Raw genomic sequence first — 24,885 nt, forward strand, 5'->3', positions numbered from 1 at the left:
GGCGGGGCTTACTTCTTGGCCGCGGCTTTGTCGTAGGCGTCGCGGGTGAAGGTCTCACCGGCCGAGGCCGCCACCTTGCGCACCAGCTCCCAGTCCTTCTGGTAGCTGATCGGCAGGAAACGGTCGCCGCCCAGGCCCTTGGCCATCTCGGCCGGCACCTTGTAGTCGTAGAAGCACTGCTTGATCTTCTCCTGCAGCGCCGGCTCGAGGTTGTGCGCGTAGGCGTAGGCGTCGGTGGGGAACTTGTCGCTGGTGTAGAGCACCCGGAAGTCGTCGGCCTTGACCACGCCGCGATCCGTCATGTGCTGCAGCACGTCGCTGGCCACTGGGGCCGCGTCGTAGTCGCCGGACTTCACGCCCAGGATCGACTGGTCGTGCTTGCCCGAGTACACGACCTTGTAGTCGGTGTCGGGCGTGAGGCCGATGGCCGGGAACAGCGCGCGCGGCGCCAGGTTGCCCGAGTTGGAGGAAGGCGAGGTGTGGGCGATCTTCTTGCCCTTGAGGTCGGCGATCTTCTGGAACGGGCTGTCCTTGCGCACGATCATCTTGAGGTTCATGCCCACCGAGCCTTCGCTGTTGCCGCGGATCGCGAAGGGCACGGCGCCGGCCAGGTTGACCGCGAAGTTCACCGGTCCGGGCGAGAAGGCCGCCATGTGCAGGCGGCCCGAGCGCATGGCCTCGATCTGCGCCGCGTTGGACTGCACCGAGAAGAACACGACCTTCTTGTCCAGGCACTGCGAGAGGTGGCCCATGAAGGGGCGGAACAGCTTCTCGTAGATGGCCGGGTCTTCGACCGGCGTGAAGGCGAACACCAGCGTGCCGGGGTTGCGCAGCTTCTTCGGGTCGGTCGGGGTGTCGGCCACCAGGTCGCGGTTGGCGTCGCAGTAGCCCGCGTCGAGGTCGCCGCGGAAGGCGCAGGCCTCCTGCGCGGAAGCGCCGCATGCGGCGGCGAGCAGGGCCGCGGCGGCGGCGATCTGGAAAGCGGTGGTCTTCTTCATGGCCAATCCTTGGGTGGTGCTGGGGTGGTGGATCGGTGCGGACTATAGGCAGGCGCGATGCGCAGAAGCCGGCCGCCTTTCGCTTCCCCTTCAGCCGGCTTTCAAACGGCTTGCAGAATGCCTCGGGACTTGCCCGGGGGGCGGGCGGGCCCTCGCGCGCGCGAACCTACACTCGGGCGCCTTGAACCCTCCCCATTCCCCCTTTCTTTTCCGCGCCCGACGATGAAGCTGCTGCTCGTGGAAGACGACTTCGACCTCAGCGGCGCCCTGGTGCGCGTGCTGAGCCGGCGCGGCTTCGAGGTCGACCATTGCAGCGACGGCGGCGCGGCGCTGGAGCGCCTGCAGGCCGGGCATTTCGACGTCGTGATGCTGGACCTCGGCATCCCGGGCATCGACGGCCTGCAGGTGCTGCAGCGCCTGCGCGGCCGCGGCGCGACCGTGCCGGTGCTGATCCTCACCGCGCGCGGCGCGGTGGGCGACCGCATCGCCGGCCTCAACGCGGGCGCCGACGACTACCTGGCCAAGCCCTTCGACCTCGACGAGCTGGACGCGCGGCTGCGCGCGTTGGTGCGCCGCTCGGGCGGCATGGAGGCGCCGCGCTGCGGCGAGCTGCGCTACGAGCGCAGCAGCGGCGCCTTCTACTTCCGCGAGGAGCCGCTGGAACTCACGCCGCGCGAGAGCGCGCTGCTGGCCGCGCTGATGGAGCGGCCGGGCCAGGCCATGACCAAGGAGCGGCTGACCGTGCTGGCCTTCGGCCAGGCGCTGCCCACGCAGCCCGACGCGATCGAGGTGGTGGTGCACCGGCTGCGCAAGAAGCTGGCGGCCACCGGCGTGCAGATCACCACCCTGCGCGGCGTCGGCTACCTGGTGCAGGAGGCGCGCGGCCATGCCTGAGGCGGCGGCGCCGGCGGCGTCGCGCACCCGCTCGCTGCGCTCGCGCCTGCTGCTCTGGCTGATCGGCCCGCTGGTGGCCTTCCTGGCGGTCAACGCCTACTTCACCTACACCTCGGCGCTGCAGACCGCGCAGCTGGCCTTCGACCGCCTGCTCGTGACCTCGGCCCATGCGCTGGCCGACCTGATCCGGCTGGAGCGCGGCGAGCTGCAGATCACGCTGCCCCATGCGGCGCTTGAGATCTACGACGGGACCGGCACCGGCGCGGGCGACGACGGCCCGGGCCGCAGCCGCATGGTCTACCGCGTGAGCTTCCTCGACGGCGAGTACCTGGCGGGCGACGAGGAACTCGCGCCCTACCGCGAGCGGCCGCCGCAGCACCCGCTCTACCAGTCGATGATCGCGCTCTACGACACCACGGCGCGCGATGTCGGGCCGATGCGCATGGCGGCCCTGCTGCAGCCGGTCGAGTCTTTCGAGGGCATGCGGCTGGTGGTGGTGCAGGTGGGCGAATCCTCCGCCTACCGCACGCGGCTCGCGGCCCAGATCCTGCGCGGCACGCTGCTGCGCCAGGGCGCGCTGCTGGCGATCCTGCTGCTGCTGATCTGGGCCGTGGCCACCCTCGCGCTCAAGCCGGCGCGCGCGCTGGCGCGGCAGCTCGACCTGCGGCCCGCGCGCGACCTCACGCCGGTCGCGATCGAGCATCCGCCGCAGGAGCTGCAGCCGGTGGTGGCCGGCTTCAACGGCCTGCTGTCGCGGCTGGCGGCGGCGCAGGAGCAGCAGCGGCGCTTCGTGGCCGATGCCTCGCACCAGCTGCGCACGCCGCTCACCGTGCTGCAGCTGCAGGCCGACGCGGGCCTGCGCGGCGACCTGCCGCCCGAGGAGGCGCTGGCCAGCATCGCGGCCACCACGCGGCGCGCCAATCGGCTGGTCGAGCAGCTGCTGTCCTCGGCGCGCGCGCAGCAGGCCGCGGCGCAGGAGCCGGCCGAGCGCTTCGACCTGCGCGCGCTGGCCGAGGACGTGGCGGTGGAGCTGTCGCCCCTGCTCGCGCAGCGCCACCACGCCTTCCAGCTCGACGGCGCGGCCTGCGAACTGAGCGGCTACCGCTGGATGGTGCGCGAGATCCTGGGCAACCTGCTGAAGAACGCGATCGAGTTCACGCCCGAAGGCGGCGCGCTGGGCATCCGCATCGTGCCCGAGCACGGCACCGATGGCGTGGCGCTGACCGTCTGGGATTCGGGCCCGGGCCTGTCCGACGCGATGCGCGAACAGGTCTTCACGCCCTTCGTGACCGACCGCTCCTCGCGCGGCGCCGGGCTGGGGCTGGCCATCTGCCTGGACCTGGCGCGTACGCTGGGCGCCACGCTCACGCTGGTCAACGGGCCGACCGGCCCCGAGGGCGCCGGCGGCCTGCAGGCAACCCTTCGGCTGCCCGGCCGGGTGGGGCATGAGAAAATGCCCCGATGAACGCGTTCAACGTCAGAGAACACATGCAGGCCCTGGGCCTGCAAGCCAAAACCGCCTCCGCGCTGATGGCGCGCGCCGATGCGGCGGTCAAGAACAAGGCCCTCAAGGCGCTGGCCCGCCTGCTGCGCGAAGGCGCCGAAGACCTCGCGCCGGCCAATGCCCGCGATGTCGAGCGGGCCACCGCGGCCGGCCTGTCGGCCCCGATGGTCGACCGGCTCAAGCTCACGCCCAAGGTGATCGAGACCGTGGCCCTGGGCTGCGAGCAGCTGGCGGCCATGCCCGACGTGATCGGCGAGATCATCGGCATGAAGCAGCAGCCCAGCGGCATCCGCGTAGGCCAGATGCGGGTGCCGATCGGCGTCTTCGGCATGATCTACGAGAGCCGGCCCAACGTGACCATCGAGGCCGCGAGCCTGGCGATCAAGAGCGGCAACGCGGCCATCCTGCGCGGCGGCTCGGAAGCCATCGAGTCGAACAAGGCGCTGGCCGCGCTGGTGTCGGCCGCGCTGGCCGAGGCCGGCCTGCCGGTCGAGGCGGTGCAGCTGGTGCAGACCACCGACCGCGAGGCCGTGGGCCAGCTGATCGCCATGCCCGAGTTCGTCGACGTGATCATCCCGCGCGGCGGCAAGGGCCTGATCGAGCGCATCAGCCGCGACGCCAAGGTGCCGGTCATTAAGCACCTCGACGGCAACTGCCATGTGTATGTCGACGACAGCGCCTCGCTCGACATGGCGGTCAAGGTGGTGGACAACGCCAAGACCCAGAAATACAGCCCCTGCAACGCGGCCGAGGGCCTGCTGGTGGCGGCCTCGGTGGCCGACGTGTTCCTGCCCGAGATCGGCGCGGTGTTCGCGGCCAAGGGCGTGGAGATGCGCTGCGACCCGGTCGCGGCGCGCATCCTGCGGGCCGACGACGCGCTGCACGGCGGCCACGCGACCATCGTCGACGCGGTCGAGTCCGACTGGTCGGAGGAGTACCTCGCGGCCGTGATCAGCATCAAGGTGGTCGAGGGCGTGGACGAGGCCATCGCCCACATCAACCGCTACTCGAGCCACCACACCGACGCGATCCTCACGCGCGACCACATCAACGCCCAGCGCTTTCTGCGCGAGGTCGATTCGGCCAGCGTGATGGTGAATGCGAGCACCCGCTTCGCCGACGGCTTCGAGTTCGGGCTGGGCGCCGAAATCGGCATCAGCACCGACAAGTTCCATGCGCGCGGCCCCGTGGGCATCGAAGGGCTCACCTCGCTGAAATACGTGGTGCTGGGTCAGGGCGAAGTCAGGAGCTGAGCCGCACGCTCGGTTGGCCGCATCGCATCGCCCCCTTGCCCAGGGGGCTTTTCGTTTCTGGCAGCGCTTTTTTTGGCTTGTCATCTGGCCCGGTGGCCCCAAATCCTACAATTCCACTCCACCTTTACGCTGAACGCACACAAGGCCGCCGCATGGTCCCCCACCTCGTCACCGCCCTGACCGGCCCCATCAACGAACTCGAACAGCGCGTTCTCGACTCCACTCCCGCCATCGAGCGCTGGTTCCGGCTGGAATGGATGGAGCACACGCCGCCCTTCTACAGCTCGGTCGACATCCGCAACGCGGGCTTCAAGCTGGCCCCGGTCGACACCAACCTGTTCCCCGGCGGCTGGAACAACCTGACGCAGCAGATGCTGCCGCTGGCGGTGCAGGCGGCCCAGGCGGCGATCGAGAAGATCTGTCCGGAAGCGCGCAACCTGCTGGTGATCCCGGAAAACCACTCGCGCAACACCTTCTACCTGGCCAACATCGCCCAGCTGGTGCGCATCTTCCACATGGCCGGGCTCAACGTGCGCGTGGGCTCGATCGACCCGGCGATCAAGTCGCCCAAGACCATCGAGCTGCCCAACGGCGACACGGTCACGCTCGAGCCGGTGGTGCGCACCAAGCGGCGCCTGGGCATCAAGAACTTCGACCCCTGCACCATCCTGCTGAACAACGACCTGTCGGCCGGCACCCCGGGCATCCTGGAAGACCTGCACGAGCAGTACCTGCTGCCGCCGGTGCATGCGGGCTGGTCGGTGCGGCGCAAGAGCAACCACTTCCGCAGCTATGAAGAGGTGTCCAAGCGCTTCGGCAAGCTGTTGGGCATCGACCCCTGGCTGATCAACCCGATGTCCAGCCGCGCCGCGGGCGTGAACCTGGGCGAGGGCGTGGGAGTCGACGTGATCACCAGCCACGTCGACGCGATGCTGACCAAGGTGCGGCGCAAGTACAAGGAATACGGCATCAACGAGAAGCCCTTCGTGGTCGTCAAGGCCGACAGCGGCCCGGGCGGCACCAGCGTGATGACGGTGCGCGACGCCAAGGAAGTGCTGGGCCTGAGCCAGCAGGCCCACAGCCGGACCAGCCCGGGGCGCGCCGGCCAGGAGCTCGAGGACCTGATCATCCAGGAAGGCGTGCTGACCAACGAGCGCGTCCATGAGGGCGTGGCCGAACCGGTCGTCTACATGATGGACCGCTACGTGGTGGGCGGTTTCTACCGCGTGCACGCCGACCGCGGCAGCGACGAAAGCCTCAAGTCGCCGGGCGCCAGCTTCGTTCCGTTGGCTTTTTCCGACAGTGCGCACCTGCCGCAGCCGGGCGCCAAGCCCGGCGCCAGCGCCCCCAACCGCTTCTACATGTACGGCGTGATCGGCCGGCTGGCCATGGTGGCGGCCAGCTACGAGCTCGAGGCGACCGACCCGGATGCCGAGGTCTACGAGTAGCGACATTGCCGGCGTGTCTTTGCGGCGACCGGCGGCAACGGCAGAATAGCGGTCCCACAGCAACGGAATTACCAGGTCGGCGTTGAGCGGCGCGTGTCGAAGCGATGCGCGCCGTCGTCCCCAGGAGGGGTGTGATCCACACCGCTTCGCCTGTTCCATCGACCTCGTGTCCGCTCCCAAATCGTCTTCCGCCGCGCTCGTGCTCGGTGCCATCGGCATCGTCTACGGCGACATCGGCACCAGCGTCCTTTACGCGATCAAGGAAATCTTCGGGCACGGCCACGTGCCGTTCACGATCGAGAACGTGTACGGCATGCTCTCGATGATCTTCTGGACCATGACGGTCATCGTCTCCATCAAGTACGTGGTGCTGGTCCTGCGGGCCGACAACGAAGGCGAGGGCGGCCTGGTCGCGATGCTGGCGCTGGCTTCGCGCGCGGTGGTCGACCGGCCCAAGCTGCGCAACGGCCTGCTGGCCGTGGGCATCTTCGGCACCGCGCTGTTCTACGGCGACGGCGTGATCACGCCGGCGATCTCGGTGCTGTCGGCGGTCGAGGGCCTGGAGGTGATCTCGCCGCACTTCAAGGGCTATGTGATCCCGATCACGCTGGTCGTGCTGTTCTGCCTGTTCGCGGTGCAGAAGCGCGGCACCTCGGGCATCGGCAAGTTCTTCGGGCCGATCACGCTGGCCTGGTTCGGGGTGCTGGCGCTGCTGGGCATCTCGCAGATCCTCACCCACCCCGAGATCCTCGCGGCCGTGAGCCCGCACTACATGGTGCGCTTCGTCTGGGACAACCCCGGCATCAGCTTCATCGTGCTGGGCGCCGTGGTGCTGTGCGTGACCGGCGCCGAGGCGCTCTATGCGGACATGGGCCACTTCGGCAAGCGGCCGATCCGCATCGCCTGGTTCTCGGTGGTGATGCCCTGCCTGGTGCTCAACTACTTCGGCCAGGGCGCGCTGCTGCTGGGCGACCCGAGCGCGGTCACCAATCCCTTCTTCCGCATGGCGCCCGAATGGGCGCTGGTGCCGCTGGTGGTGATGGCCACCGCCGCCACCGTGATCGCGTCGCAGGCCATGCTGACCGGCGCCTTCAGCGTCACGCGCCAGGTGATCCAGCTGGGCTACCTGCCGCGCCTGCGCATCGAGCACACCAGCGCGCGCGCGGCCGGGCAGATCTACATCCCCTTCGTCAACTGGTCGCTGTTCGTCGCCATCGTGCTGGCCGTCGTGATGTTCCGCAATTCCAGCAACCTGGCTGCGGCCTACGGCATCGCGGTCACGACCGACATGCTGATCACCACGGTGCTGACCTTCTTCGTGATCCGCTTCGCCTGGAAGCTGCCGCTGCTGCTGTGCATCGGCGCCACCGCGATCTTCTTCGTGATCGACTTCGCCTTCTTCGCGTCGAACCTGCTCAAGCTGCCGCAGGGCGGCTGGTTCACCGTGATGATCGGCCTGGCCGTCTTCACGCTGATGATCACCTGGAAGGAAGGCCGCCGGCTGATGGGCGAGACCCAGCGCGCCGACGCGATCGACCTGCGCAGCTTCCTCGGCGCGGTCTTCGTGAGCCCGCCCGCGCGGGTCGAGGGCACGGCCGTGTTCCTCAACGCCGAGCCCGGCAGCGTGCCCAATGCGCTGCTGCACAACCTCAAGCACAACAAGGTGCTGCACGAGCAGAACCTGTTCGTCACCGTGCGCAACCACGAGGTGCCCTGGATCCCGATGGACAAGCGCATCGAGATGGAGCCGCTGGGCCACCACTGCTGGCAGGTGATCGTGCACTACGGCTTCAAGAACGACATCGACCTGCCGCGCGCGCTGGAGAACGCGCGCCTGCGCGGCTGCCAGCTCGAGCCCATGACCACCAGCTACTTCCTCTCGCGCGACGTCGTGATCCCCACGCTGGGCAGCGGCATGGCGCCCTGGCGCGAGAAGCTGTTCGCGCAGATGCACCACAGCGCGAGCGGGGCGGCGAATTTCCTCAACCTGCCGAACAATGCGGTGGTGGAGCTGGGGTCGAAGATAGAGATTTAGCGCGCCCTGTCTCGCGAACTTCATTTCGCTTCGCTGTGTTCTCTTGCAGGGAAACATTGGCAGTCTGAGCGACCGTCAAGATCGCGAAAGGGATACTTTTTCTTTTCTGGCCGCCTGAAGACTATTCTTGACGTTCATTGCCGGCAAAAGACATTGCGTTGTAAACAGTTCATCGATCGGATATTTTTGAGTTTTTGACCCCCCGACCGCGCGGGGGGCGGTTATCTTTCGCCCACTTGAAACGAAGAGTTCAAGGTGGGAGGGGAAGAATGAAGGTCGAGAAGACTGGCTTGCTGGAGGCAACGGCGTTTTTGGACGCCGGTGGCGGGGCGAGTGATCCGCGAGATCCGTGTGTGCCGCCTGGTTCAGCGGCATGGATGTCGCTGTGCACTATCGCCCGCTTCCACCAGATCGCCGCCGATCCCGCCACCCTGTCCCACCAACTGGGCCTGTCACCCTCCGACGCCGTCGACACGCCCGTCCTTTTGCGCGCCGCAAGGGAATTGGGCCTCAAGGCCAAGCATTCCCGCACCTCGGTCGAACGCCTGGCGCTGACACCGCTGCCCGCGCTTGCGTTGCTTCGCAATCCCGACGGCACCCTACATGTGGTCGTGCTGGCCCAGTGCGACGCCCAACGCGTCCTGCTTCAAGACCCGGCCTCCGACAATGGCCGCCCGGTGATCGAGCCGCTGGCGGCCTTCGCCGCGCGCTGGACCGGTGAACTCATCCTCATCACCAGCCGTGCCAGTTGGGCCGGTGAACTCGCCAAGTTCGACTTCTCCTGGTTCATCCCCAGCCTGGTCAAGTACCGCCGCCTGCTGGGCGAGGTGCTGCTCATCAGCTTCACGCTGCAGCTCTTCGCACTGGTCAGCCCGCTGTTCTTCCAGGTTGTGATGGACAAGGTGCTGGTGCACCGCGGCGTCACCACGCTGGACGTGCTGGTCATCGGTCTGGTCGTGGTGGTCGTTTTCGAGAGCGTGCTCAACGGCCTGCGCACCTATGTCTTCAGCCACACCCGTCGCGATCGGCAAGGGCTTGCCACTGCGCAACCCTGCGATCAGGCTCTGCACGCTGGTGAGCGCATCACCGAAGCGCTGCGCGTTGGCTGAGGTGTACCAATCTGCCCCGCCGACCTCGCTGCCAGGCACTGCGGCGAATCCGTCAGCGTCGCCGGCATCGGCGGCCACGATCAACTGGTTCACGGCGCCCGCGCCTTCGCCGCGCCAGTAGCCGGCGAGGTCGACATCGAGTTCGGCGAAGGCCGCGTTTACCGTCTCGGCGTCGAGCGGTGGCTGTCCATCGATCGACACAATGCCTTTGAGCGTGAATCCGCCATCGGGATCGAAGTCAGCGTCGAAGACGACCGTTCGGCCGTTGCGGGTTTCGGTGACGGTGCCGGTGGTGCCATCGCGCGCGAAGCTTCCATCGTGAATCGATGTGCCCGTCGCATCGGTGGCGTGCAGCGTGCCGCTGCCATCGGGCCGCGTCGTAGTCGTGAGCGTCGACCCATCGTCGTAACGCTGGACAACGGCCGTCAGTCAGCGCAATACCCGACCAAGTCGGCGCCCGTCATCGTTGATGACGGCGTGCTCGTCGCAGACGATCGCAGCCAGCTCTGGCGTCATGACTTGAAGACGGGGGAAATCGAGTGGATGACGCCGAGCCTGGAGCGTCCGACCAAGGGCATCGTGCAACTGCCGCAGGTTGTGGACCGCACCGTGGTCTTCGGCTGCTACGACGGGACCGTCACGCGGCTCGATGTCGCAACGGGTGAGGTGATCTGGCGCCGCAAGATCGATTCGAGCATCCATGCCACGCCGTCGATCGATGCCGTGCGTCGGGCGGTGACGGTCAACACCGAGCAGTGGAATCGAGGCCAACCCAAAGGCCATCTCCAATGCCTGGATCTGGACACGGGGCGACTCTTGTGGCGGCATGCCCATGCCTGGTGGCCTCCCGGCAGCACGCTGCTCTGCGCAGAAGAGAGGTTGATCGTTGCGCCGTGCAACGATCAGACGCTCGTGCGGGCGTGGGCTATGGCGACGACAGGATCATCGACCGGGCCACCGGCCAGGCGATCACGCTCGACCTGGGTCTGACGCCAGTGCCGTGGGGCAGTCCGGGCTACGGCGTGGAACAGGTGAAGTTCGCTGACGGCACGGTGTGGGGCACGGCGCAGCTTAAGGCGGCAGCCAATGCGGACGAGACGCTGGTTGGCACAGCCGGAGCCGACACGCTGGAAGGTTTCGGCGGCAACGATGTGCTGGACGGCGGTGCTGGCGATGACCTACTCCTTGGGGGTGAGGGCGACGACACGTACCGCTACCGCAGCGCCGATGGCAACGACAGAATCCTCGACGCCGAGGGCAACGACACGCTCGAACTCCTGGACCTCACCGCTGACGATGTCACGTTGAGCAAGACCCCGTTGGGAAATCTGGCGTTGCTGATCAAGGCGACGGGCCAGCGCATCATCGTCGACAAGGGTCTGGACATCCATGCGCCGGTGCAACAGCTCGAGCGTGTGGTCTTCGCCGATGGAACCTGCTGGACGCAGGCGGCAATGCAGGCGGCCACCGCGGATGTCACGCCCGACCAGACGCTCATCGGCACGGTGGGCCGCGACTTTCTGGAGGGCGACATCGGCAATGACATCCTCGATGGAGGCCAGGGCGATGACATTCTGTCCGGCGCTGACGGCAACGACACCTACCGCTACCGTTCCGGTGATGGCAGCGACCGCATCATGGAGATGGGCTCCGACGACTACGACATGCTAGAACTCCTGGACCTGAACGCGAGCGACATTCGCGTGGCGGCAGGCACGGGTCGTGGGGACGACAGGATCATCGATCGAAGCACCGGTCAGGCGATCACGCTCGACCTGGGTCTGACGCCGGTGCCATGGAAAAATCCTGGCGCCGGCGTTGAGCAGGTGAGGTTCGCCGACGGCACGGTGTGGGGCACGGCGCAGCTCAAGGCGGCGGCCAATGCGGACGAGACGCTGGTTGGCACGGCCGGTGCGGACACGGTGGAAGGTTTCGGAGGCAACGACGTGCTGGACGGTGGCGCTGGCGATGATTTGCTCGTTGGGGGCGTGGGCGGCGATACGTACATGCTTGCGCTGGGTGGGGGCGCGGATCGCTTGGTGGAAGACGATGCAACGCCGGATGTGGTCGATACCGTGCAGTTGGGGGCCGGCATTGCGATGGACCAACTGTGGATGCGACAAGTCGGCAACGACCTGCAACTCTCGGTCATCGGGACTCGTGACAGCATGACCGTCGCCGATTGGTATCTCGGAAACCAACACCACGTGGAGCGGATCGTGACTGCGGACGGTGCGTCCATTCTCGACAGCCGAATTCAAGCACTGGTCGACGCGATGGCAGGGTTTGCTCCGCCCGCGGCAGGGCAGACCACGCTGCCGCCAGACTATCGAGAAAGCCTGGGTCAGGTGATCGCTGCGAACTGGCAATAGAGGGGCGCAAGCGGGTGGCCTGCCTGACGGCACAATCCCCGCATGCGATTCTTCAAAGACCTGAGCCTGTCGGCCTTCACCGCGGGCTTCGTCGCGGTGCTCGTGGGCTTCACCAGCTCGGTGGCGATCGTGTTCCAGGCCGCGCAGGCCTTCGGCGCGACGCCGGAGATGATCGCCTCGTGGATGTGGGCGTTGGGCCTGGGCATGGGGCTGGCCAGCATGCTGCCCTCGCTGTGGCTGCGCAAGCCGGTGATGATCGCCTGGAGCACGCCGGGCGCGGCGGTGCTGGCCACGGCCGGCGCGGGCTATGGCATGGGGGAGGCGGTCGGTGCCTTCATCGTCTGTGCGCTGCTGATCACGCTGTCGGGGGCCACCGGGCTGTTCGAGCGCGTGATGAACAAGATCCCGATGGCCATCGCCTCGGCGCTGCTGGCCGGCGTGCTGGCGCGCTTCGGGCTCTCGGCCTTCACCGCGGCCCAGACCGCGCTGCCGCTGGTGCTGTTGATGCTCGCTACCTACCTGCTCGGCAAGCGGCTCGTGCCCCGCTACGCGGTGCCGCTGACCTTGCTGGTGGCCATCGTCTATGTGGCGCTGCGCGGGCAACTGGCGTGGTCGTCGGTGCACTTCAGCCTGGCGATGCCGGTGTTCGTGATGCCGGTCTTCACCTGGCAGGCGGCCGTGAGTCTGGCGCTGCCGCTGTTCGTCGTGACCATGGCCTCGCAGAACCTGCCGGGCGTGGCGGCGATCCGCGCGGCCGGCTACGACATGCCGATCTCCAAACTCATCACCATGAGCGGCCTGGTCACGCTGGTGTTCGCGCCTTTCGGCGGCTACGCCTTCAACCTGAGCGCGATCACCGCCGCCATCTGCATGGGCCGGGAAGCGCACGAAGACCCGGCACGGCGCTACACCGCGGCCGTGAGCTGCGGCGCGATCTACGTGGTGATCGGCCTGTTCGGCGCCGCGGTCACGGGCCTGCTCACGGCGTTCCCGAAGGAACTGGTCGCGGCCATCGCCGGGCTCGCGCTGCTGGGCACCATCGGCGGCGGCCTGGCCGCGGCGGTGCGCGACGAATCGCACCGCGAGGCGGCGCTGATCACCTTCCTGGTCACGCTCTCGGGCGTGACGATTGCGGGCATCGGCTCGGCCTTCTGGGGCGTGGTGGCCGGCGCGCTGGCGCTGGCGATCCAGCAGTTCGGCAAAAAGGCCGTGGCGAGCAAGGACATCGCGCCTGCCTGCAAGATCAAGCAAGACACCAGGGCGGCCGAACGGGCCGCCGGAAAGACCTCATGAACCTCCTCTTCGTCGCCGATCCGCTCGATCAATTCAAGATCTACAAGGACACCACCTTCTCGATGATGCGCGAGGCCCAGCGGCGCGGCCATCGCATCGCGGCCTGCCTGCCGGAGGACCTGCAGTGGGTCTCGGGCGGCCAGGTCACGGCCACCGTGCGCCAGATCACGCTGACCGGCGACCCGGTCGACTGGTTCACGGTCGACCTCACCGAGACCCGCGCGCTCAAGGACTTCGACGGCGTGCTGATGCGCAAGGACCCGCCCTTCGACGCCGAGTACATCTACGCCACCCACCTGCTTGAGCAGGCCGAGCGCGAAGGCGCGAAGGTGGTGAACAAGCCGCGCGCGCTGCGCGACCACCCCGAGAAGCTCGCGATCATGGAGTTTCCGCAGTTCACCACGCCCACGCTGGTCACGCGCAGCGCCGAGTCGGTGAAAGACTTCCACACCGAGCACGGCGACATCATCCTCAAGCCGCTCGACGGCATGGGCGGCATGGGCATCTTCCGCGTGCGGCAGGACGCGCTCAACCTGGGCTCGATCGTCGAGACGCTCAACAAGGGCGGTGCCGAGACCATCATGGTGCAGCGCTTCGTGCCGCAGATCGTCGAGGGCGACAAGCGCATCCTGATCATCGGCGGCGAGCCCGCGCCCTTCGTGCTGGCGCGCATCCCGCAGGGCACCGAGGTGCGCGGCAACCTGGCGGCCGGCGGCAAGGGCGTGGCCCAGCCGCTGACCGCGCGCAACCGCGAGATCGCCGAGACCGTGGGCCGCGCGCTCGCGCCGCGCGGGCTGCTGCTGATCGGGCTCGACGTGATCGGCGACTCGGTCACCGAGATCAACGTGACCAGCCCGACCTGCTTCCAGGAGATCACCGACCAGACCGGCTTCGACGTGCCGGCGATGTTCCTCGATGCGCTCGAGTCGGAACTGAAAAAGGGACCCTGAGGTCCCTCTCGATGCGGGCGCGGCGGCCTTCGACGCTCAGAAGTCGAAGGAGGCGCTGACGCTGAAGGTGCGCGGGTTGCCCAGCACCAGGTAGCCGTTCTCGGGGTAGCCGCCGACCGAGGACCAGTAGTTGCGGTCGGCCACGTTGTCCACGCGGGCGCGCAGCGTCACCAGCTTGCCGGCCATCTCGGTCACGTAGCGCGCGCCGAGGTCCAGCCGGCCCCAGCCGGGCACGCGCAACGTGTTGGCGCTGTCGGCATGGCTGTGACCGGTGGCGACCACGCGCGCGTCGAAGGACAGGCCGCGCACGCCGGGAACATCCCAATCCACGCCGAGGCTGCCCTGCACCTTGGGGATGCCGATCACCGTCCGGCCGTCGGTGGCGGCGGCGCCGGTGGACTTCTGCTTGGCGTCGAGCAAGGTCAGGCCGCCCAGCAGCCGCAGGCCCTTGTAGACCTCGCCGAAGGTGGTGAGCTCGAGGCCCTGGTGGCGGTCCTTGCCCGCCTCGACGAAGAACTGCTGGCTGTTGACGAAGGCGCGCGGCTTGTCGGTGGAGAAGAAGGCGATGCCGCCGCCGATCGTGCCGCCGTCGTACTTGACGCCGATCTCCTTCTGCTTCGACACATAGGGCGTGAGCTGCGCGCCCGCGTTGAGCACCGCGCCGGTGGTCGAGGTGGTCGGCGCGGTGTCGCCCTTGCTCAGGCCTTCGACGTAGTTGGCGTACAGCGAGACCTGCGGCTGCAGCTTGTAGACGAAGCTGGCCATCGGGCTGGTGCGGCTCTTGTCGTAGGGCGAGGGCACGCCGGTGTAGTAGGCGTAGCCGGTGCTCGACAGCGTCTGATGGCGCACGCCCAGCGTGAGCAGCGCGCGGTCGTCGAGGAAGGACAGCGTGTCGCCCACCGCCAGGCTGCTCAGCCGCACCTTGGTCAGCAGCGCCGGGTTGGCCAGGTCGTTGCCGCGGAAGGCGCCGGCCGTGAAGCCCGGCAGCGCGATGCCCACCGGGGTGTAGATGCTGCTGACGGTGTTGTTGAAGAAGTCCCAGGCATAGGCGTTCTTCTCCTCGAGCTCGTAGAAGGAGTACGAGGCCACGAGCGAATGCTTGACCGGCCCGGTGTTGAGCTTGGCGCGCACGCCGAACTCGGCGGTGCGGGTGTCGTCCTGGCGCTCGTTGTCGAAGCGGGACATGTTGCCCGCGCCATTGGCGTTGGTCACGGTGATGCCGGCCAGCCGGTTGCCTTCGAAGCTGCGGCGTGCGCCGGCCGCGCCCCAGACCGTCACGTCGGCATTGATGTCGTATTCGCCTCGCACCGAGCCGAAGGTGTCGCGCTCGTTCGAGTAGGTCCAGGGCTGGGCGTAGTTGACGGTGTTGTCGGCCGCCGACGGCACCGAGGTCAGGCCGGCGCCCAGCGTGACGTTCGGGCGCGGGCGCGTCAGGCGGTGTTCCTGGTGGCCGAAGTCGGCCGAGATGCGCGCGTCGCGGCTGCGCCAGTCGAGGCCCAGCGAGAACAGGTCGAGCTTGACCTTCTCCTCGTCCACGCCGGTGCCGCCTTCGCGGTGCAGGGCATTGAGCCGGATGCCGGTGCTCTGGTCGGGGCCGAAGCGGCGCGAGATGTCGGTCGACAGGTAGCCCTGCGAACCACTGCTCACGCCGGTGCTGACCTGTGTCAGCGGCTCGCTGCCGGCGCGCTTGGGCAGCAGGTTGATGTTGCCGCCGATGCCGCCGCCGCTGGGCGTGGCGCCGTTGAGGAAGGCGCTCGCGCCGCGCAGCACCTCGACGCGTTCGAAGAGTTCGGCCGCGATGTACTGGCGCGGCAGCAGGCCGTAGAGGCCGTTGTAGGCGATGTCGTCGGAGTTCACGATGAAGCCGCGGATGAAGTACGACTCCTGGAAGTTGCCGAAGCCGCGCGCGACCCGCACCGAGGGATCGTTCTGCAGCACGTCGGCCACGCTGCGCGCCTGCTGGTTCTGGATCAACGCGTTGGTGTAGCTGGTGGTCGAGAAGGCCGAGCTCATGATGTCCTGCGTGCCCAGGATCCCCACCCGCCCGCCGCGTGCCACCTGACCGCCTGCGAAGGGCTTGGTCAGCCCCTCGGCCGAGGCGTCGGCGCTGGCTTCCACCGTCACGGTCGAGAGGGTGCCCGCGGGTTCGGCCGGCGCGGTCTGTGCAAGCGCGGCCAGTGAATGCAGCGCCAGCGCGGCGGCAAGGGTCACGGGACGCACGAGGAAGGGGGTGGAGGACATGGTGGATCGAAATGAGTTTGCAAATGCGAACCATTATTATTAAATGCCGCGGCGTGCAGGCGCACGCAATCCGCGCCCCAGAGGCGCTCGCGCGTTGTTTTTTTGGCGTGCCGGCCGGCCGGCCGGCACCGGGCTCAGCCGGCCCGTCGGCCGTCCACGAAGACCGCCAGTTCGCCGGGCGCGAAGGCGGTCCAGGTCTCGTCGGTGGTGAGCGGTGCGGTCACGATCACGGCCACGCGGTCGTCGGGCGTGGTGTGCTGCGCGAAGTCGATCGCCACGTCCTCGTCGGCCAGGTGCGCCAGCATGAAGGGGTGCTGGCGCTCGATGTACCAGAGGTTCGTCGAGGCATGGGCCCACAGCGCCTGGCCGTTGGACAGCATGAAGTTGAAGGTTCCGTGCTTCGCGATGCGCGGCGCGAGTTCGCGCAGCGTCAGCGTGAGCTCCTCCACGCTGGGCACGTCGGCGTGCGACTTGGCAAGCTCCTGCATCAGCCAGCAGAAGGCGTGCTCGCTGTCGGTGTCGCCCACCGGGTGGAAGTTGCCGTGCAGCCGCGGCCGGAAGTCCTTGAGGTCGCCGTTGTGGGCGAACACCCAGTAGCGGCCCCAGAGCTCGCGCACGAAGGGGTGGCAGTTCTGCAGGTTGACCCGGCCCTGGGTCGCCTTGCGGATGTGGGCGATCACGTGGCTGCTCTGGATCGGGTAGCGCCGGATCAGCTCGGCCACCGGCGAGGTGCAGGCCGGCAGGTGGTCGACGAAGTGCCGCAGGCCGCGGTCCTCGAAGAAGGCGATGCCCCAGCCGTCGGCATGGTGGTCGGTGCGGCCGCCGCGCTGCGCGAAGCCGGTGAAGCTGAAGGTCACGTCGGTCGGCGTGTTGCTGTTCATTCCCAGCAGTTGGCACATGCTCAGGTTTCCTCGGACGTGGTCTTGGGGGGGAAGGGCGCGCGGACGCGCAATTGCCAGGCCGCGCAGATGGCGAGCGCGCACAGCGCGGCCAGCATCAGGAAGACCTCGTTGAAGGCGGCCAGCCGCGCCGGGCTGCTCAGCGGGTTGGCGAGCGAATCTCCGTGCGCCGCCAGCCGCCATTCGAGCGCGATCGCGCACAGGCTCACGCCGGCCGCGCCGCCCAGCATGCGCAGGAAGCTGATGGTGCTGGCGCCCTGCGGGATCAGCGGCTTGGCCAGCGGTCGCATCGAGCCCAGGTTGAGCGAGGGCAGGATGAAGCCCAGCCCGATGCGCCCGATGACCGCGAAGACCACCAGCAGCCACAGCGCGCTGCCCAGCGAGAGCGCGAGCATCAGCGTGAACGAGACCGCCAGCAGCGCGAGGCCGATGCTCACCAGCAGCCAGGTCGGCTGGCGGTCGGCCAGCCGGCCCACGCCGGCGATGGTGAAGGCCAGCACGATGCCGGCCGGCAGCATGATCGTGCCCACGTGCGAGGCCGACAGGTGCAGCGCCACCTGCATGTAGACCGGCAGCAGGTAGGTCGAGCCGAACAGCGCCGCGCCGTAGATGAAGGCCACCACCGTGCCCATGGAGAACTGCCGGTAGCCGAACAGCGCCATGTTCATCAGCGGCGCACCTTCGGCGGCCATCAGGCGCCGCTGCCACCAGATGAACAGCACCAGCGAGGCGGCCGCGCCGGCCAGCAGGGCCGCGGCCTCCAGCGGGGCGTCGCCGCGCAGCGTGACCAGGCCGTTGAGCAGGCACAGCGTGCCCACGGTGCCGATCAGCAGGCCGCGCCAGTCGAGCCCGCTGGTGCGCTGCGCGCTCGCGCCGCCGGGTGCGGTGGTGGGCACGAACTTGTAGGCCAGCCAGATCGAGGCCAGGCAGAAGGGCACCACCATGAAGAAGATCGAGCGCCAGCCGAACAGGTCGACCAGCACGCCGCCGATGCTGGGCCCGATGGCCGGCGCCAGCACCACGCCCATGCCGAAGATGCCGCTGGCGCGGCCCTGCTCGTGCGGCTCGAAGGCGCGCAGGATGATGATGGCCGGGATCGGCTGCACCACGCCCGCGGCCAGTCCCTCGGCCACGCGCGCGATCAGCACCAGCGAGAAGTCGTTGGCCAGCCCGCCCGCGATGCCGCCGGCCAGCAGCAGCACCATGGTGCCGACATAGGTGCGCCGATAACCGTAACGGCCCAGCAGCCAGGGCGTGGTCAGCATCGACACCGTCATCGCCACCATGAAGCCCGAACTCACCCACTGGGCGCGTTCCTGGCCCAGCGCGAAGTAATGGCTCATGCCGGGGATCGCCACGTTGACGATGGTCGACGACATGATCGAGGCCATGGTGCCGACCATCACCGACAGCAGCAGCAGCCAGCGGTAGCGTTCGCCATAGCGTTGGCTGAGGGAGGGGAGGGGCGAGGCGGTCATGGGGCGGGGCGGCGGCCGTTTGGGGTCGGCCTGTCCTACAAGGATATCGGTCTTTGCGCTTCGCGGCGCCCGGAAGCGGGGGAGACAATGCCTGCGCTGTCCCACACCCACCCAGAAGAACATACACCATGGACTCTCTCTCCGATGACGGCAGCCAGGCCGTCGATCCGCAGGGGCTGCCCGACGGCAATGCCTCCTCGCTGGCCGCCGACCTGCGCGCGCCCACCATCAGCCGCGCCTACCAGTGCCAGTGCGGCCGGCCGGTCTTCCTCGGCAACAGCCAGTGCCTGGCCTGCCGCACGCCGCTGGGCTTCGTGCCCGAGCGGCTGGGCGTGGTGCCGCTCTCGCCCGGCCCCGAAACCGACACCTTCACCGTCTTCGGCGATGCCGGCGGACCGGTGCTGCGGCGCTGCGCCAACTTCCTGACCGCGGCCGGCTGCAACTGGATGGTGCCCATGCCGGCGCCGGGCGGCGACGCCGTGCCCTCGCCGCAGGGCCTGGCGCCCGGCTACTGCCTGTCGTGCAGCGCGACCCGGACCATTCCCGACCTCTCGATCGAGACCAACGGCACGCTGTGGCGCAAGCTCGAGCAGGCCAAGCGCCGGCTGCTCTCGCAACTGCTTGCGCTGGGCCTGCCGGTGGTCACGCGCCATGCCGATCCGGTGCATGGCCTGGCCTTCGATTTCCTGAGCAACGTGCCGGGCGGCCCCCATGTGCTGACCGGCCACGAGATGGGCGTGATCACGCTCAACGCCGAAGAGGCCGAAGATGCGGTGCGCGAACGCATCCGCGCCGAGATGCGCGAGCCCTACCGCACGCTGGTGGGCCACTTCCGCCACGAGATCGGCCACTACTACTGGGACCTGCTGGTGGCGCCCACGCCCTGGGTCGAAGGCTTCCGCGGCCTGTTCGGCGACGAGCGCGCCGACTACGCGACCGCATTGCGCACGCACTACGAGAACGGCCCCCCACCCGACTGGGCGGTGCGCTTCGTCACCAGCTACGCCAGCTCGCATCCCTGGGAGGACTGGGCCGAGACCTGGGCCCACTACCTGCACATGGCCGACACGGCCGACACCGCGATGAGCTTCGGCGTCGACGCGCAGAACGTCGAACTGGCGAGCGACCTGTTCACCGTCGAGGACCTCTGGCAACCCGAGCACCCGGGCGCGCTGAAATTCCTCGACTTCCTCAATGGCTGGGTGCGGCTGACCAACGTGCTCAACGAGTTGTCGCGCAGCATGGGCCAGCCCGACTACTACCCCTTCGTGCTGCCGCGTGCCACCGTGGGCAAGCTGCAGTTCATCCACCAGGTGATCACCGAGCAGCGCCAGCGCGACCACGCGGGCGCGCCGCAGGACGAGGCCACCGGCACCGACGTGCCGCTCGACGCCGCCCCCGCGCCGCTGCCGCCGCCGGTCGATGCGCCGATGGAGAACAGCCAGGGACAGAGCCAGGGCCAGGTGCAGGCGCAGCAGCCTTTCTGCCAGACCGGGCTGCAGCAGAACCAGGGGATGTTTCAGGACGAGGGCGAAGGCACGCCGCCGCGCTGAGCGCCGTCGTCGGCGGCCGCCGCTGCGCAGCGCGCGCAGATGCAGGCCTGTCCACGCGCCTGGGCCGGGATGCGCGCCAGCAGCGCCTCGCCGAAGCTGAAATCCGCCGCCATGCACCAGCAGGGCGGCTGCGCCTCGTCGGTCGCGCGTTCGATCTCCATTGCGCAGGCGTTCGACGCGCCGCACAGCGGGCAGCGCGTGGGATCGGTCGGCACAGGCGTGGGCATGGACCGATTGTCGGCCCTGCGCGACTCAGCCGCCGGCCAGGAAAGGGAAGTGCTCGCGCAGGCTGCTGGCTTCCGGCAGCACATAGACCACGCCATGCGCCGTGCCCAGTGCCGGCTTCACGTAGCTGTCGTAGAAACTCGCCGGTATGTTGATGCAGCCGTAGGAGATGCGGTTGTCGGCCACGGTCGGCGTGGCCAGCCGTTCGAGGCGGCGATCGGCCTTGTTGCTTGCGCGCACGCGGTGCATCGAGACGGCCGCGTCGTAGTCGACCCAGACGATGTCCTCGCCGCCGGTGTTGCGGCCGGGCTCCGACACGAAGCGCCCAGCCGGCGTGGTGCGCTCGTGCGGCTGGATCTGCGCCATCGGCCGCTCGCCGATGCCGGGCACCGAACGGTCGCCGCGCGCCAGCCCCAGCAGCACCGGCGACGAGGCCTGCAGCCGGCCCTCGCCGTCGTAGACGTAGAGGCGCGCGTTCTTCTTGTCGATCACCGCGAAGGGCTGGCGCTGGTGGTCGTTCGAGGCGAGCACGCCCTGCACCACGGTGCGCACATCGGTCGACAACGTGGGCGCAGGCGGCGCCGCCTGCGCGAAGCCCGCGGCGCCCAGCAGGGCGATCGCGGCGATGCGGGTACAGAAGGAGGAACGCGTCATGTCGGCCCTTCGGAATTTGGTGACGACGCAGTGTCGCCCGGAAGCTGTTTTTCCAACGCACGAGGCCGGCAGCGCATGGCGATGCCGGCCTCGCGTGGCGGCGTGGGCCGCCCTCAGTTGCGGTCGGCGCGTGCGGGACGCATCGCCGGCGCGGGCATCGGTGCCGGTGCAGGCGCCGCGGCCGGGGCGGCGGTGTTGTTCATGGGGGCGCCCGCGGCCGGGCCGGTCGGGGTGCCGGTGGTGCCCATCGGCGTGCCCATCTGGGTCTGCTGGCCCGCGGCCGTCGCCGGGTTGGGCGAGGCGTTGGTCGGCGGGTTGCCCTGGGCGAAAGCCATGCCGGCGGTGCCGAGCAGAAGGGCGGCGAGAAGGGGGGCAGTGCGTTGGATCATGTTGTATCTCCTAGGGTGGTGGAACGAACAGGGTGTCGACCGAACCGGCGGGGCCGGCATCGCTGCTGGCCCTTGGGGACAGCTGCGTTCACCTTAGGGGGCGGGGCATGGCGCACCGGGTCGGCATGCCGCGCGGTGCCGTGTAGGCGCAACGTGCCCTTGCGTGTGGACATCGGGGCTGCCGGCTTGCGCGCCTGCGCTGTCGTGGGGTGCGCGTGGGCCAAAAAAAACGGCACCCGAAGGTGCCGTTCATGCTGCCGCGAGGGGCCGCTGGATCAGGCCTCGCCCTTGACCTTCAACCGCCACGCATGCAACAGCGGCTCGGTGTAGCCGCTGGGCTGCTCGAGGCCCTTGAACACCAGGTCCTGCGCGGCCTGGTAGGCGGCCGAGGTCTTGAAGTGGCCGGCCATCGGCTGGTAGAGGCTGTCGCCCTCGTTCTGGCCGTCGACCACCGCGGCCATGCGTTCGAAGGTGGCATTGACCTGCTCCTTCGTCACGATGCCGTGCAGCAGCCAGTTGGCGATGTGCTGGCTCGAGATGCGCAGCGTGGCGCGGTCTTCCATCAGGCCCACGTTGTGGATGTCGGGCACCTTCGAGCAGCCCACGCCCTGGTCGATCCAGCGCACCACGTAGCCCAGGATGCCCTGCACGTTGTTGTCCAGCTCCTGCTGCTTGTCGGCATCGCTCCAGACCGGCTTCGGCGCGACCGGGATCTGCAGCAGGTCGTTGAGGATGTTGTCGCGCTCGGCGTTGGCGTCGATCTTCTCGAGTTCCTTCTGCACTTCGGCCACGTTGACCTGGTGGTAGTGCAGCGCATGCAGCGTGGCGGCCGTGGGCGAGGGCACCCAGGCGGTGTTGGCGCCGGCCTTGGGGTGGCCGATCTTCTGCTTGAGCATGTCGGCCATCAGGTCGGGCATGGCCCACATGCCCTTGCCGATCTGCGCCTTGCCGCGCAGGCCGCACGAGAGGCCGACCAGCACGTTGTTCTTCTCGTAGGCCGCGATCCACTTGGTGCCCTTGATGTCGCCCTTGCGCAGCATCGCGCCGGCGTGCATCGCGGTGTGCATCTCGTCGCCGGTGCGGTCGAGGAAGCCGGTGTTGATGAAGGCCACGCGCGCGCCGGCTTCGGCGATGCAGGCCTTGAGGTTGACGCTGGTGCGGCGCTCCTCGTCCATGATGCCCAGCTTCACCGTGTTGGCGGGCAGGCCCAGCAGCTGCTCGACGCGGCCGAACAGCTCGCTGGCGAAAGCCACTTCGGCCGGGCCGTGCATCTTCGGCTTCACGATGTAGACGCTGCCGGTGCGCGAGTTGCCCTTGCGCTTCAGGTCGATGGTGGCGATGGTGGTGGTCACCACGGCGTCGAGGATGCCTTCGGGGATCTCCTGGCCGTCGCCGTAGAGGATGGCCGGGTTGGTCATCAGGTGGCCCACGTTGCGCAGGAACATGAGCGAGCGGCCGTGCAGCTTCAGCGGCTTTCCGTCGGCACCGGTGTATTCGCGGTCGGGGTTCAGGCCGCGGGTGAAGGTCTTGCCGCCCTTGGCGACTTCCTCGGTCAGCGTACCTTGCTGGATGCCCAGCCAGTTCGAATACGCCAGCACCTTGTCGGCCGCGTCGACCACGGCCACCGAATCCTCGAGGTCGAGGATGGTCGAGAGCGCGGCTTCGAGCACCAGGTCGCTCACGCCGGCGGCGTCGGTCTTGCCGATGGCGGTCGTGCGGTCGATCTGCAGGTCGAGGTGGATGCCGTTGTGCTTGAGCAGCACCGACGACGGCGCGGCCGCGTCGCCCTGGTAGCCGACGAAGGCGGCCGGGTCCTTGAGCGCGGTGCTGCTGCTGTGCAGCGCGACGACCAGCTGGCCGTCCTTCACGCTGTAGCCGGTCGCGTCCTTGTGCGAGCCGTTGACCAGCGGCACGGCTTGGTCGAGCACCTCCCGCGCGAAGGCGATGACCTTGGCGCCGCGCACCGGGTTGTAGCCCTTGCCCTTTTCGGCGCCGTCGGTCTCGGGGATCGCGTCGGTGCCGTAGAGCGCGTCGTACAGCGAGCCCCAGCGCGCGTTGGCGGCGTTGAGCGCGTAGCGCGCGTTCAGGATCGGCACCACCAGCTGCGGGCCGGCCTGCAGCGCGAGTTCGGCATCGACGTTGGCGGTGGTGGCCGTCACGTCCTGGGGCTGCGGCAGCAGGTAGCCGATCTTCTCGAGGAAGGCGCGGTAGGCGGGCATGTCGGCGATCGGGCCGGGATTCGCCTTGTGCCAGGCGTCGAGCTCGGCCTGCAGCCGGTCGCGTTCGGCCAGCAGCGCGATGTTCTTGGGCGCCAGGTCGGCCACGATGGCGTCGAAGCCCTGCCAGAAGCGCGCGCTGTCCACGCCGGTGGCGGGCAGCACCTTGTCTTCGATGAAGCGGTGGAGTTCGTTGGCGACCTGGAGGCCGTGGACGGTGGTGCGATCGGTCATGGGAACCTCGTCTGGTGGATGGGGGGCAAAGAAAGCGCGCCGGGGCGCGCGACGCTGCCTGGCCCTCTACTTTATTGCATCCCCGACTGCCAATTAATCGCCGGGAAATCCTTTGATTGATGACAAAAATGAAGGTAATGATGGAGCGGTCGCGCCGGCAACGGCCGCATGGCGACAATGCGATCCTCTTCCTTCGAACGCCACGGATGTCCCCATGCCCCAGCCCGATGTGCTGATCAGCGAGGTCGGCCCTCGCGACGGACTGCAGTCCGTCCACGCCACGATGCCCACGGCGGACAAGCTGCGCTGGATCGACGCGCTCTACGCCGCGGGCGTGCGCGAGATCGAGGTCGCCTCCTTCGTGCCCGCGCGGCTGCTGCCGCAGATGGCCGATGCCGCCGAGGTGGTGCGCCATGCGGTCTCGCTGCCCGGCCTCACGGTGATGGCGCTGGTGCCCAACCGGCGCGGCGCCGAGGCCGCGCTGGCCGCGGGCGTGCACAAGCTCACCGTGCCGGTGTCGGCCAGCGAGGCGCATTCGCTGGCCAACGTGCGCAAGACGCGCGCGCAGATGGTCGAGGAGGTGCGCGCCATCGCCGAGCTGCGCCGCAGCCTCGCACCGCAGGTCGGCTTCGAGGCCGGCCTGTCGACGGCCTTCGGCTGCACGCTGCAGGGCGAGGTGCCGGAGGACGAGGTGATCCGCCTCGCGGTGCAATGCATCGAGGCCGGCGCCGACGAAGCCGGGCTGTCCGACACCGTGGGCTACGCCAACCCGGCCCAGGTGCGGCGGCTGTTCCGCCGGCTGCGCGCCGAGCTGGGCGACAAGGCCGGCGCCGCCCACATGCACAACACGCGCGGCCTGGGCCTGGCCAACTGCCTGGCGGCCCATGACGAGGGTGTGCGCACCTTCGATGCCTCGCTGGGCGGCCTGGGCGGCTGCCCCTATGCGCCGGGCGCCTCGGGCAATGTGGTGACCGAGGACCTGGTCTTCATGTTCGAGGCCATGGGCGTGCGCACCGGCATCGACCTGCCGCAGCTGATCGCGGCGCGCGCGCCGCTCATGGCCGGCCTGCCCGGCGAACCGGTGTACGGCATGACGCCCGAGGCCGGCCTGCCCAAGGGCTTCCGGCCCTGAGGCGGCGG

20 protein-coding genes are annotated in these 24,885 nt (G+C 68.7%); 12 read left to right on the forward strand and 8 right to left on the reverse strand.

The window, feature by feature from the left end:
* Window positions 1-8: 8 nt before the first annotated feature.
* Window positions 9-998: a phosphate/phosphite/phosphonate ABC transporter substrate-binding protein gene (phnD, locus tag A9977_RS07600; RefSeq protein ID WP_183024279.1), complete on the reverse strand. Its 990-nt coding sequence runs from the start codon at window positions 996-998 to the stop codon at window positions 9-11.
* Between the two features lie 222 nt (window positions 999-1,220).
* On the opposite strand from phnD, the gene A9977_RS07605 reads away from it, so the two are divergent.
* The 10 genes from A9977_RS07605 to gshB all read left to right on the forward strand — a co-directional run bounded on the left by A9977_RS07605 (window position 1,221) and on the right by gshB (window position 13,856).
* A complete protein-coding gene (locus A9977_RS07605) occupies window positions 1,221-1,892 on the forward strand; it encodes a response regulator (RefSeq protein ID WP_183024280.1) in 672 nt (223 codons plus the stop codon).
* Window positions 1,885-3,357, forward strand: coding sequence for a sensor histidine kinase (locus tag A9977_RS07610; protein WP_183024281.1), 1,473 nt, complete (start codon window positions 1,885-1,887; stop codon window positions 3,355-3,357). The genes A9977_RS07605 and A9977_RS07610 overlap by 8 nt, the downstream gene beginning before the upstream one ends.
* A complete protein-coding gene (locus tag A9977_RS07615; protein WP_183024282.1) occupies window positions 3,354-4,649 on the forward strand; it encodes a glutamate-5-semialdehyde dehydrogenase in 1,296 nt (431 codons plus the stop codon). Before A9977_RS07610 ends, A9977_RS07615 begins: the two co-directional genes overlap by 4 nt.
* A gap of 152 nt (window positions 4,650-4,801) precedes the next feature.
* Window positions 4,802-6,097, forward strand: coding sequence for a glutamate--cysteine ligase (gene gshA, locus A9977_RS07620; protein ID WP_183024283.1), 1,296 nt, complete (start codon window positions 4,802-4,804; stop codon window positions 6,095-6,097).
* Between the two features lie 166 nt (window positions 6,098-6,263).
* The gene (locus tag A9977_RS07625; RefSeq protein WP_183024284.1) at window positions 6,264-8,132 is read left to right on the forward strand and encodes a potassium transporter Kup; all 1,869 of its coding nucleotides are present in this window, start codon (window positions 6,264-6,266) and stop codon (window positions 8,130-8,132) included.
* 269 nt (window positions 8,133-8,401) lie between these two features.
* Complete coding sequence (locus A9977_RS07630; protein WP_310936103.1) at window positions 8,402-9,241, forward strand: cysteine peptidase family C39 domain-containing protein; 840 nt, start codon at window positions 8,402-8,404, stop codon at window positions 9,239-9,241.
* A 348-nt stretch (window positions 9,242-9,589) separates the two neighbouring features.
* Window positions 9,590-10,231: a PQQ-binding-like beta-propeller repeat protein gene (locus A9977_RS07635; protein WP_183024285.1), complete on the forward strand. Its 642-nt coding sequence runs from the start codon at window positions 9,590-9,592 to the stop codon at window positions 10,229-10,231.
* Window positions 10,162-11,613, forward strand: a complete 1,452-nt coding sequence (locus A9977_RS07640; RefSeq protein WP_183024286.1) for a calcium-binding protein — start codon at window positions 10,162-10,164, stop codon at window positions 11,611-11,613. The genes A9977_RS07635 and A9977_RS07640 overlap by 70 nt, the downstream gene beginning before the upstream one ends.
* A gap of 42 nt (window positions 11,614-11,655) precedes the next feature.
* Complete coding sequence (locus tag A9977_RS07645; RefSeq protein WP_183024287.1) at window positions 11,656-12,906, forward strand: benzoate/H(+) symporter BenE family transporter; 1,251 nt, start codon at window positions 11,656-11,658, stop codon at window positions 12,904-12,906.
* The gene (gene gshB / locus A9977_RS07650; protein WP_183024288.1) at window positions 12,903-13,856 is read left to right on the forward strand and encodes a glutathione synthase; all 954 of its coding nucleotides are present in this window, start codon (window positions 12,903-12,905) and stop codon (window positions 13,854-13,856) included. Before A9977_RS07645 ends, gshB begins: the two co-directional genes overlap by 4 nt.
* Window positions 13,857-13,892: 36 nt before the next feature.
* On the opposite strand, the gene A9977_RS07655 is transcribed toward gshB, so the two are convergent.
* The 3 genes from A9977_RS07655 to A9977_RS07665 all read right to left on the reverse strand — a co-directional run bounded on the left by A9977_RS07655 (window position 13,893) and on the right by A9977_RS07665 (window position 18,474).
* The gene (locus A9977_RS07655) at window positions 13,893-16,097 is read right to left on the reverse strand and encodes a TonB-dependent siderophore receptor (RefSeq protein ID WP_183024289.1); all 2,205 of its coding nucleotides are present in this window, start codon (window positions 16,095-16,097) and stop codon (window positions 13,893-13,895) included.
* Between the two features lie 134 nt (window positions 16,098-16,231).
* The gene (locus A9977_RS07660; RefSeq protein ID WP_183024290.1) at window positions 16,232-16,996 is read right to left on the reverse strand and encodes a class II glutamine amidotransferase; all 765 of its coding nucleotides are present in this window, start codon (window positions 16,994-16,996) and stop codon (window positions 16,232-16,234) included.
* Window positions 16,997-16,998: 2 nt separating this feature from the next.
* Window positions 16,999-18,474, reverse strand: coding sequence for an MFS transporter (locus tag A9977_RS07665; RefSeq protein WP_183024291.1), 1,476 nt, complete (start codon window positions 18,472-18,474; stop codon window positions 16,999-17,001).
* A 128-nt stretch (window positions 18,475-18,602) separates the two neighbouring features.
* Between A9977_RS07665 and A9977_RS07670 the strand changes: the two genes are divergently transcribed.
* Entirely contained in the window at window positions 18,603-20,027 is a 1,425-nt protein-coding gene (locus tag A9977_RS07670; protein WP_183024292.1) for a putative zinc-binding metallopeptidase, read from the forward strand.
* Here A9977_RS07670 and A9977_RS07675 read toward each other — a convergent pair.
* From A9977_RS07675 to A9977_RS07690, 4 genes are all read right to left on the reverse strand, one after another.
* Window positions 19,994-20,254: a cysteine-rich CWC family protein gene (locus A9977_RS07675; RefSeq protein WP_183024293.1), complete on the reverse strand. Its 261-nt coding sequence runs from the start codon at window positions 20,252-20,254 to the stop codon at window positions 19,994-19,996. The genes A9977_RS07670 and A9977_RS07675 overlap by 34 nt on opposite strands.
* Before the next feature lie 25 nt (window positions 20,255-20,279).
* Complete coding sequence (locus A9977_RS07680) at window positions 20,280-20,906, reverse strand: L,D-transpeptidase (RefSeq protein WP_183024294.1); 627 nt, start codon at window positions 20,904-20,906, stop codon at window positions 20,280-20,282.
* Window positions 20,907-21,019: 113 nt separating this feature from the next.
* Window positions 21,020-21,295 carry a proteophosphoglycan ppg4 gene (locus A9977_RS34190; protein WP_259651860.1) on the reverse strand — a complete coding sequence of 92 codons (276 nt, stop codon included), beginning with the start codon at window positions 21,293-21,295 and terminating at the stop codon, window positions 21,020-21,022.
* Window positions 21,296-21,570: 275 nt separating this feature from the next.
* Complete coding sequence (locus A9977_RS07690; protein ID WP_183024295.1) at window positions 21,571-23,745, reverse strand: malate synthase G; 2,175 nt, start codon at window positions 23,743-23,745, stop codon at window positions 21,571-21,573.
* A 214-nt stretch (window positions 23,746-23,959) separates the two neighbouring features.
* On the opposite strand from A9977_RS07690, the gene A9977_RS07695 reads away from it, so the two are divergent.
* Entirely contained in the window at window positions 23,960-24,877 is a 918-nt protein-coding gene (locus tag A9977_RS07695; protein ID WP_183024296.1) for a hydroxymethylglutaryl-CoA lyase, read from the forward strand.
* Window positions 24,878-24,885: the final 8 nt, after the last annotated feature.

Source organism: Variovorax sp. UMC13 (genome assembly GCF_014170375.1).
GTDB lineage: Bacteria > Pseudomonadota > Gammaproteobacteria > Burkholderiales > Burkholderiaceae_C > Variovorax.

Coding starts and splice junctions, on each gene's coding strand:
- A9977_RS07630 (WP_310936103.1), top strand. CDS start 8,402: ATGAAGGTCGAGAAGACTGGCTTGCTGGAGGCAACGGCGTTTTTGGAC.
- A9977_RS07660 (WP_183024290.1), bottom strand. CDS start 16,996: ATGTGCCAACTGCTGGGAATGAACAGCAACACGCCGACCGACGTGACC.
- A9977_RS07645 (WP_183024287.1), top strand. CDS start 11,656: ATGCGATTCTTCAAAGACCTGAGCCTGTCGGCCTTCACCGCGGGCTTC.
- phnD (WP_183024279.1), bottom strand. CDS start 998: ATGAAGAAGACCACCGCTTTCCAGATCGCCGCCGCCGCGGCCCTGCTC.
- A9977_RS07690 (WP_183024295.1), bottom strand. CDS start 23,745: ATGACCGATCGCACCACCGTCCACGGCCTCCAGGTCGCCAACGAACTC.
- A9977_RS07675 (WP_183024293.1), bottom strand. CDS start 20,254: ATGCCCACGCCTGTGCCGACCGATCCCACGCGCTGCCCGCTGTGCGGC.
- A9977_RS07615 (WP_183024282.1), top strand. CDS start 3,354: ATGAACGCGTTCAACGTCAGAGAACACATGCAGGCCCTGGGCCTGCAA.
- A9977_RS07680 (WP_183024294.1), bottom strand. CDS start 20,906: ATGACGCGTTCCTCCTTCTGTACCCGCATCGCCGCGATCGCCCTGCTG.
- gshA (WP_183024283.1), top strand. CDS start 4,802: ATGGTCCCCCACCTCGTCACCGCCCTGACCGGCCCCATCAACGAACTC.
- A9977_RS07670 (WP_183024292.1), top strand. CDS start 18,603: ATGGACTCTCTCTCCGATGACGGCAGCCAGGCCGTCGATCCGCAGGGG.
- A9977_RS07605 (WP_183024280.1), top strand. CDS start 1,221: ATGAAGCTGCTGCTCGTGGAAGACGACTTCGACCTCAGCGGCGCCCTG.
- A9977_RS07610 (WP_183024281.1), top strand. CDS start 1,885: ATGCCTGAGGCGGCGGCGCCGGCGGCGTCGCGCACCCGCTCGCTGCGC.
- A9977_RS07665 (WP_183024291.1), bottom strand. CDS start 18,474: ATGACCGCCTCGCCCCTCCCCTCCCTCAGCCAACGCTATGGCGAACGC.
- A9977_RS34190 (WP_259651860.1), bottom strand. CDS start 21,295: ATGATCCAACGCACTGCCCCCCTTCTCGCCGCCCTTCTGCTCGGCACC.
- A9977_RS07695 (WP_183024296.1), top strand. CDS start 23,960: ATGCCCCAGCCCGATGTGCTGATCAGCGAGGTCGGCCCTCGCGACGGA.
- gshB (WP_183024288.1), top strand. CDS start 12,903: ATGAACCTCCTCTTCGTCGCCGATCCGCTCGATCAATTCAAGATCTAC.
- A9977_RS07655 (WP_183024289.1), bottom strand. CDS start 16,097: ATGTCCTCCACCCCCTTCCTCGTGCGTCCCGTGACCCTTGCCGCCGCG.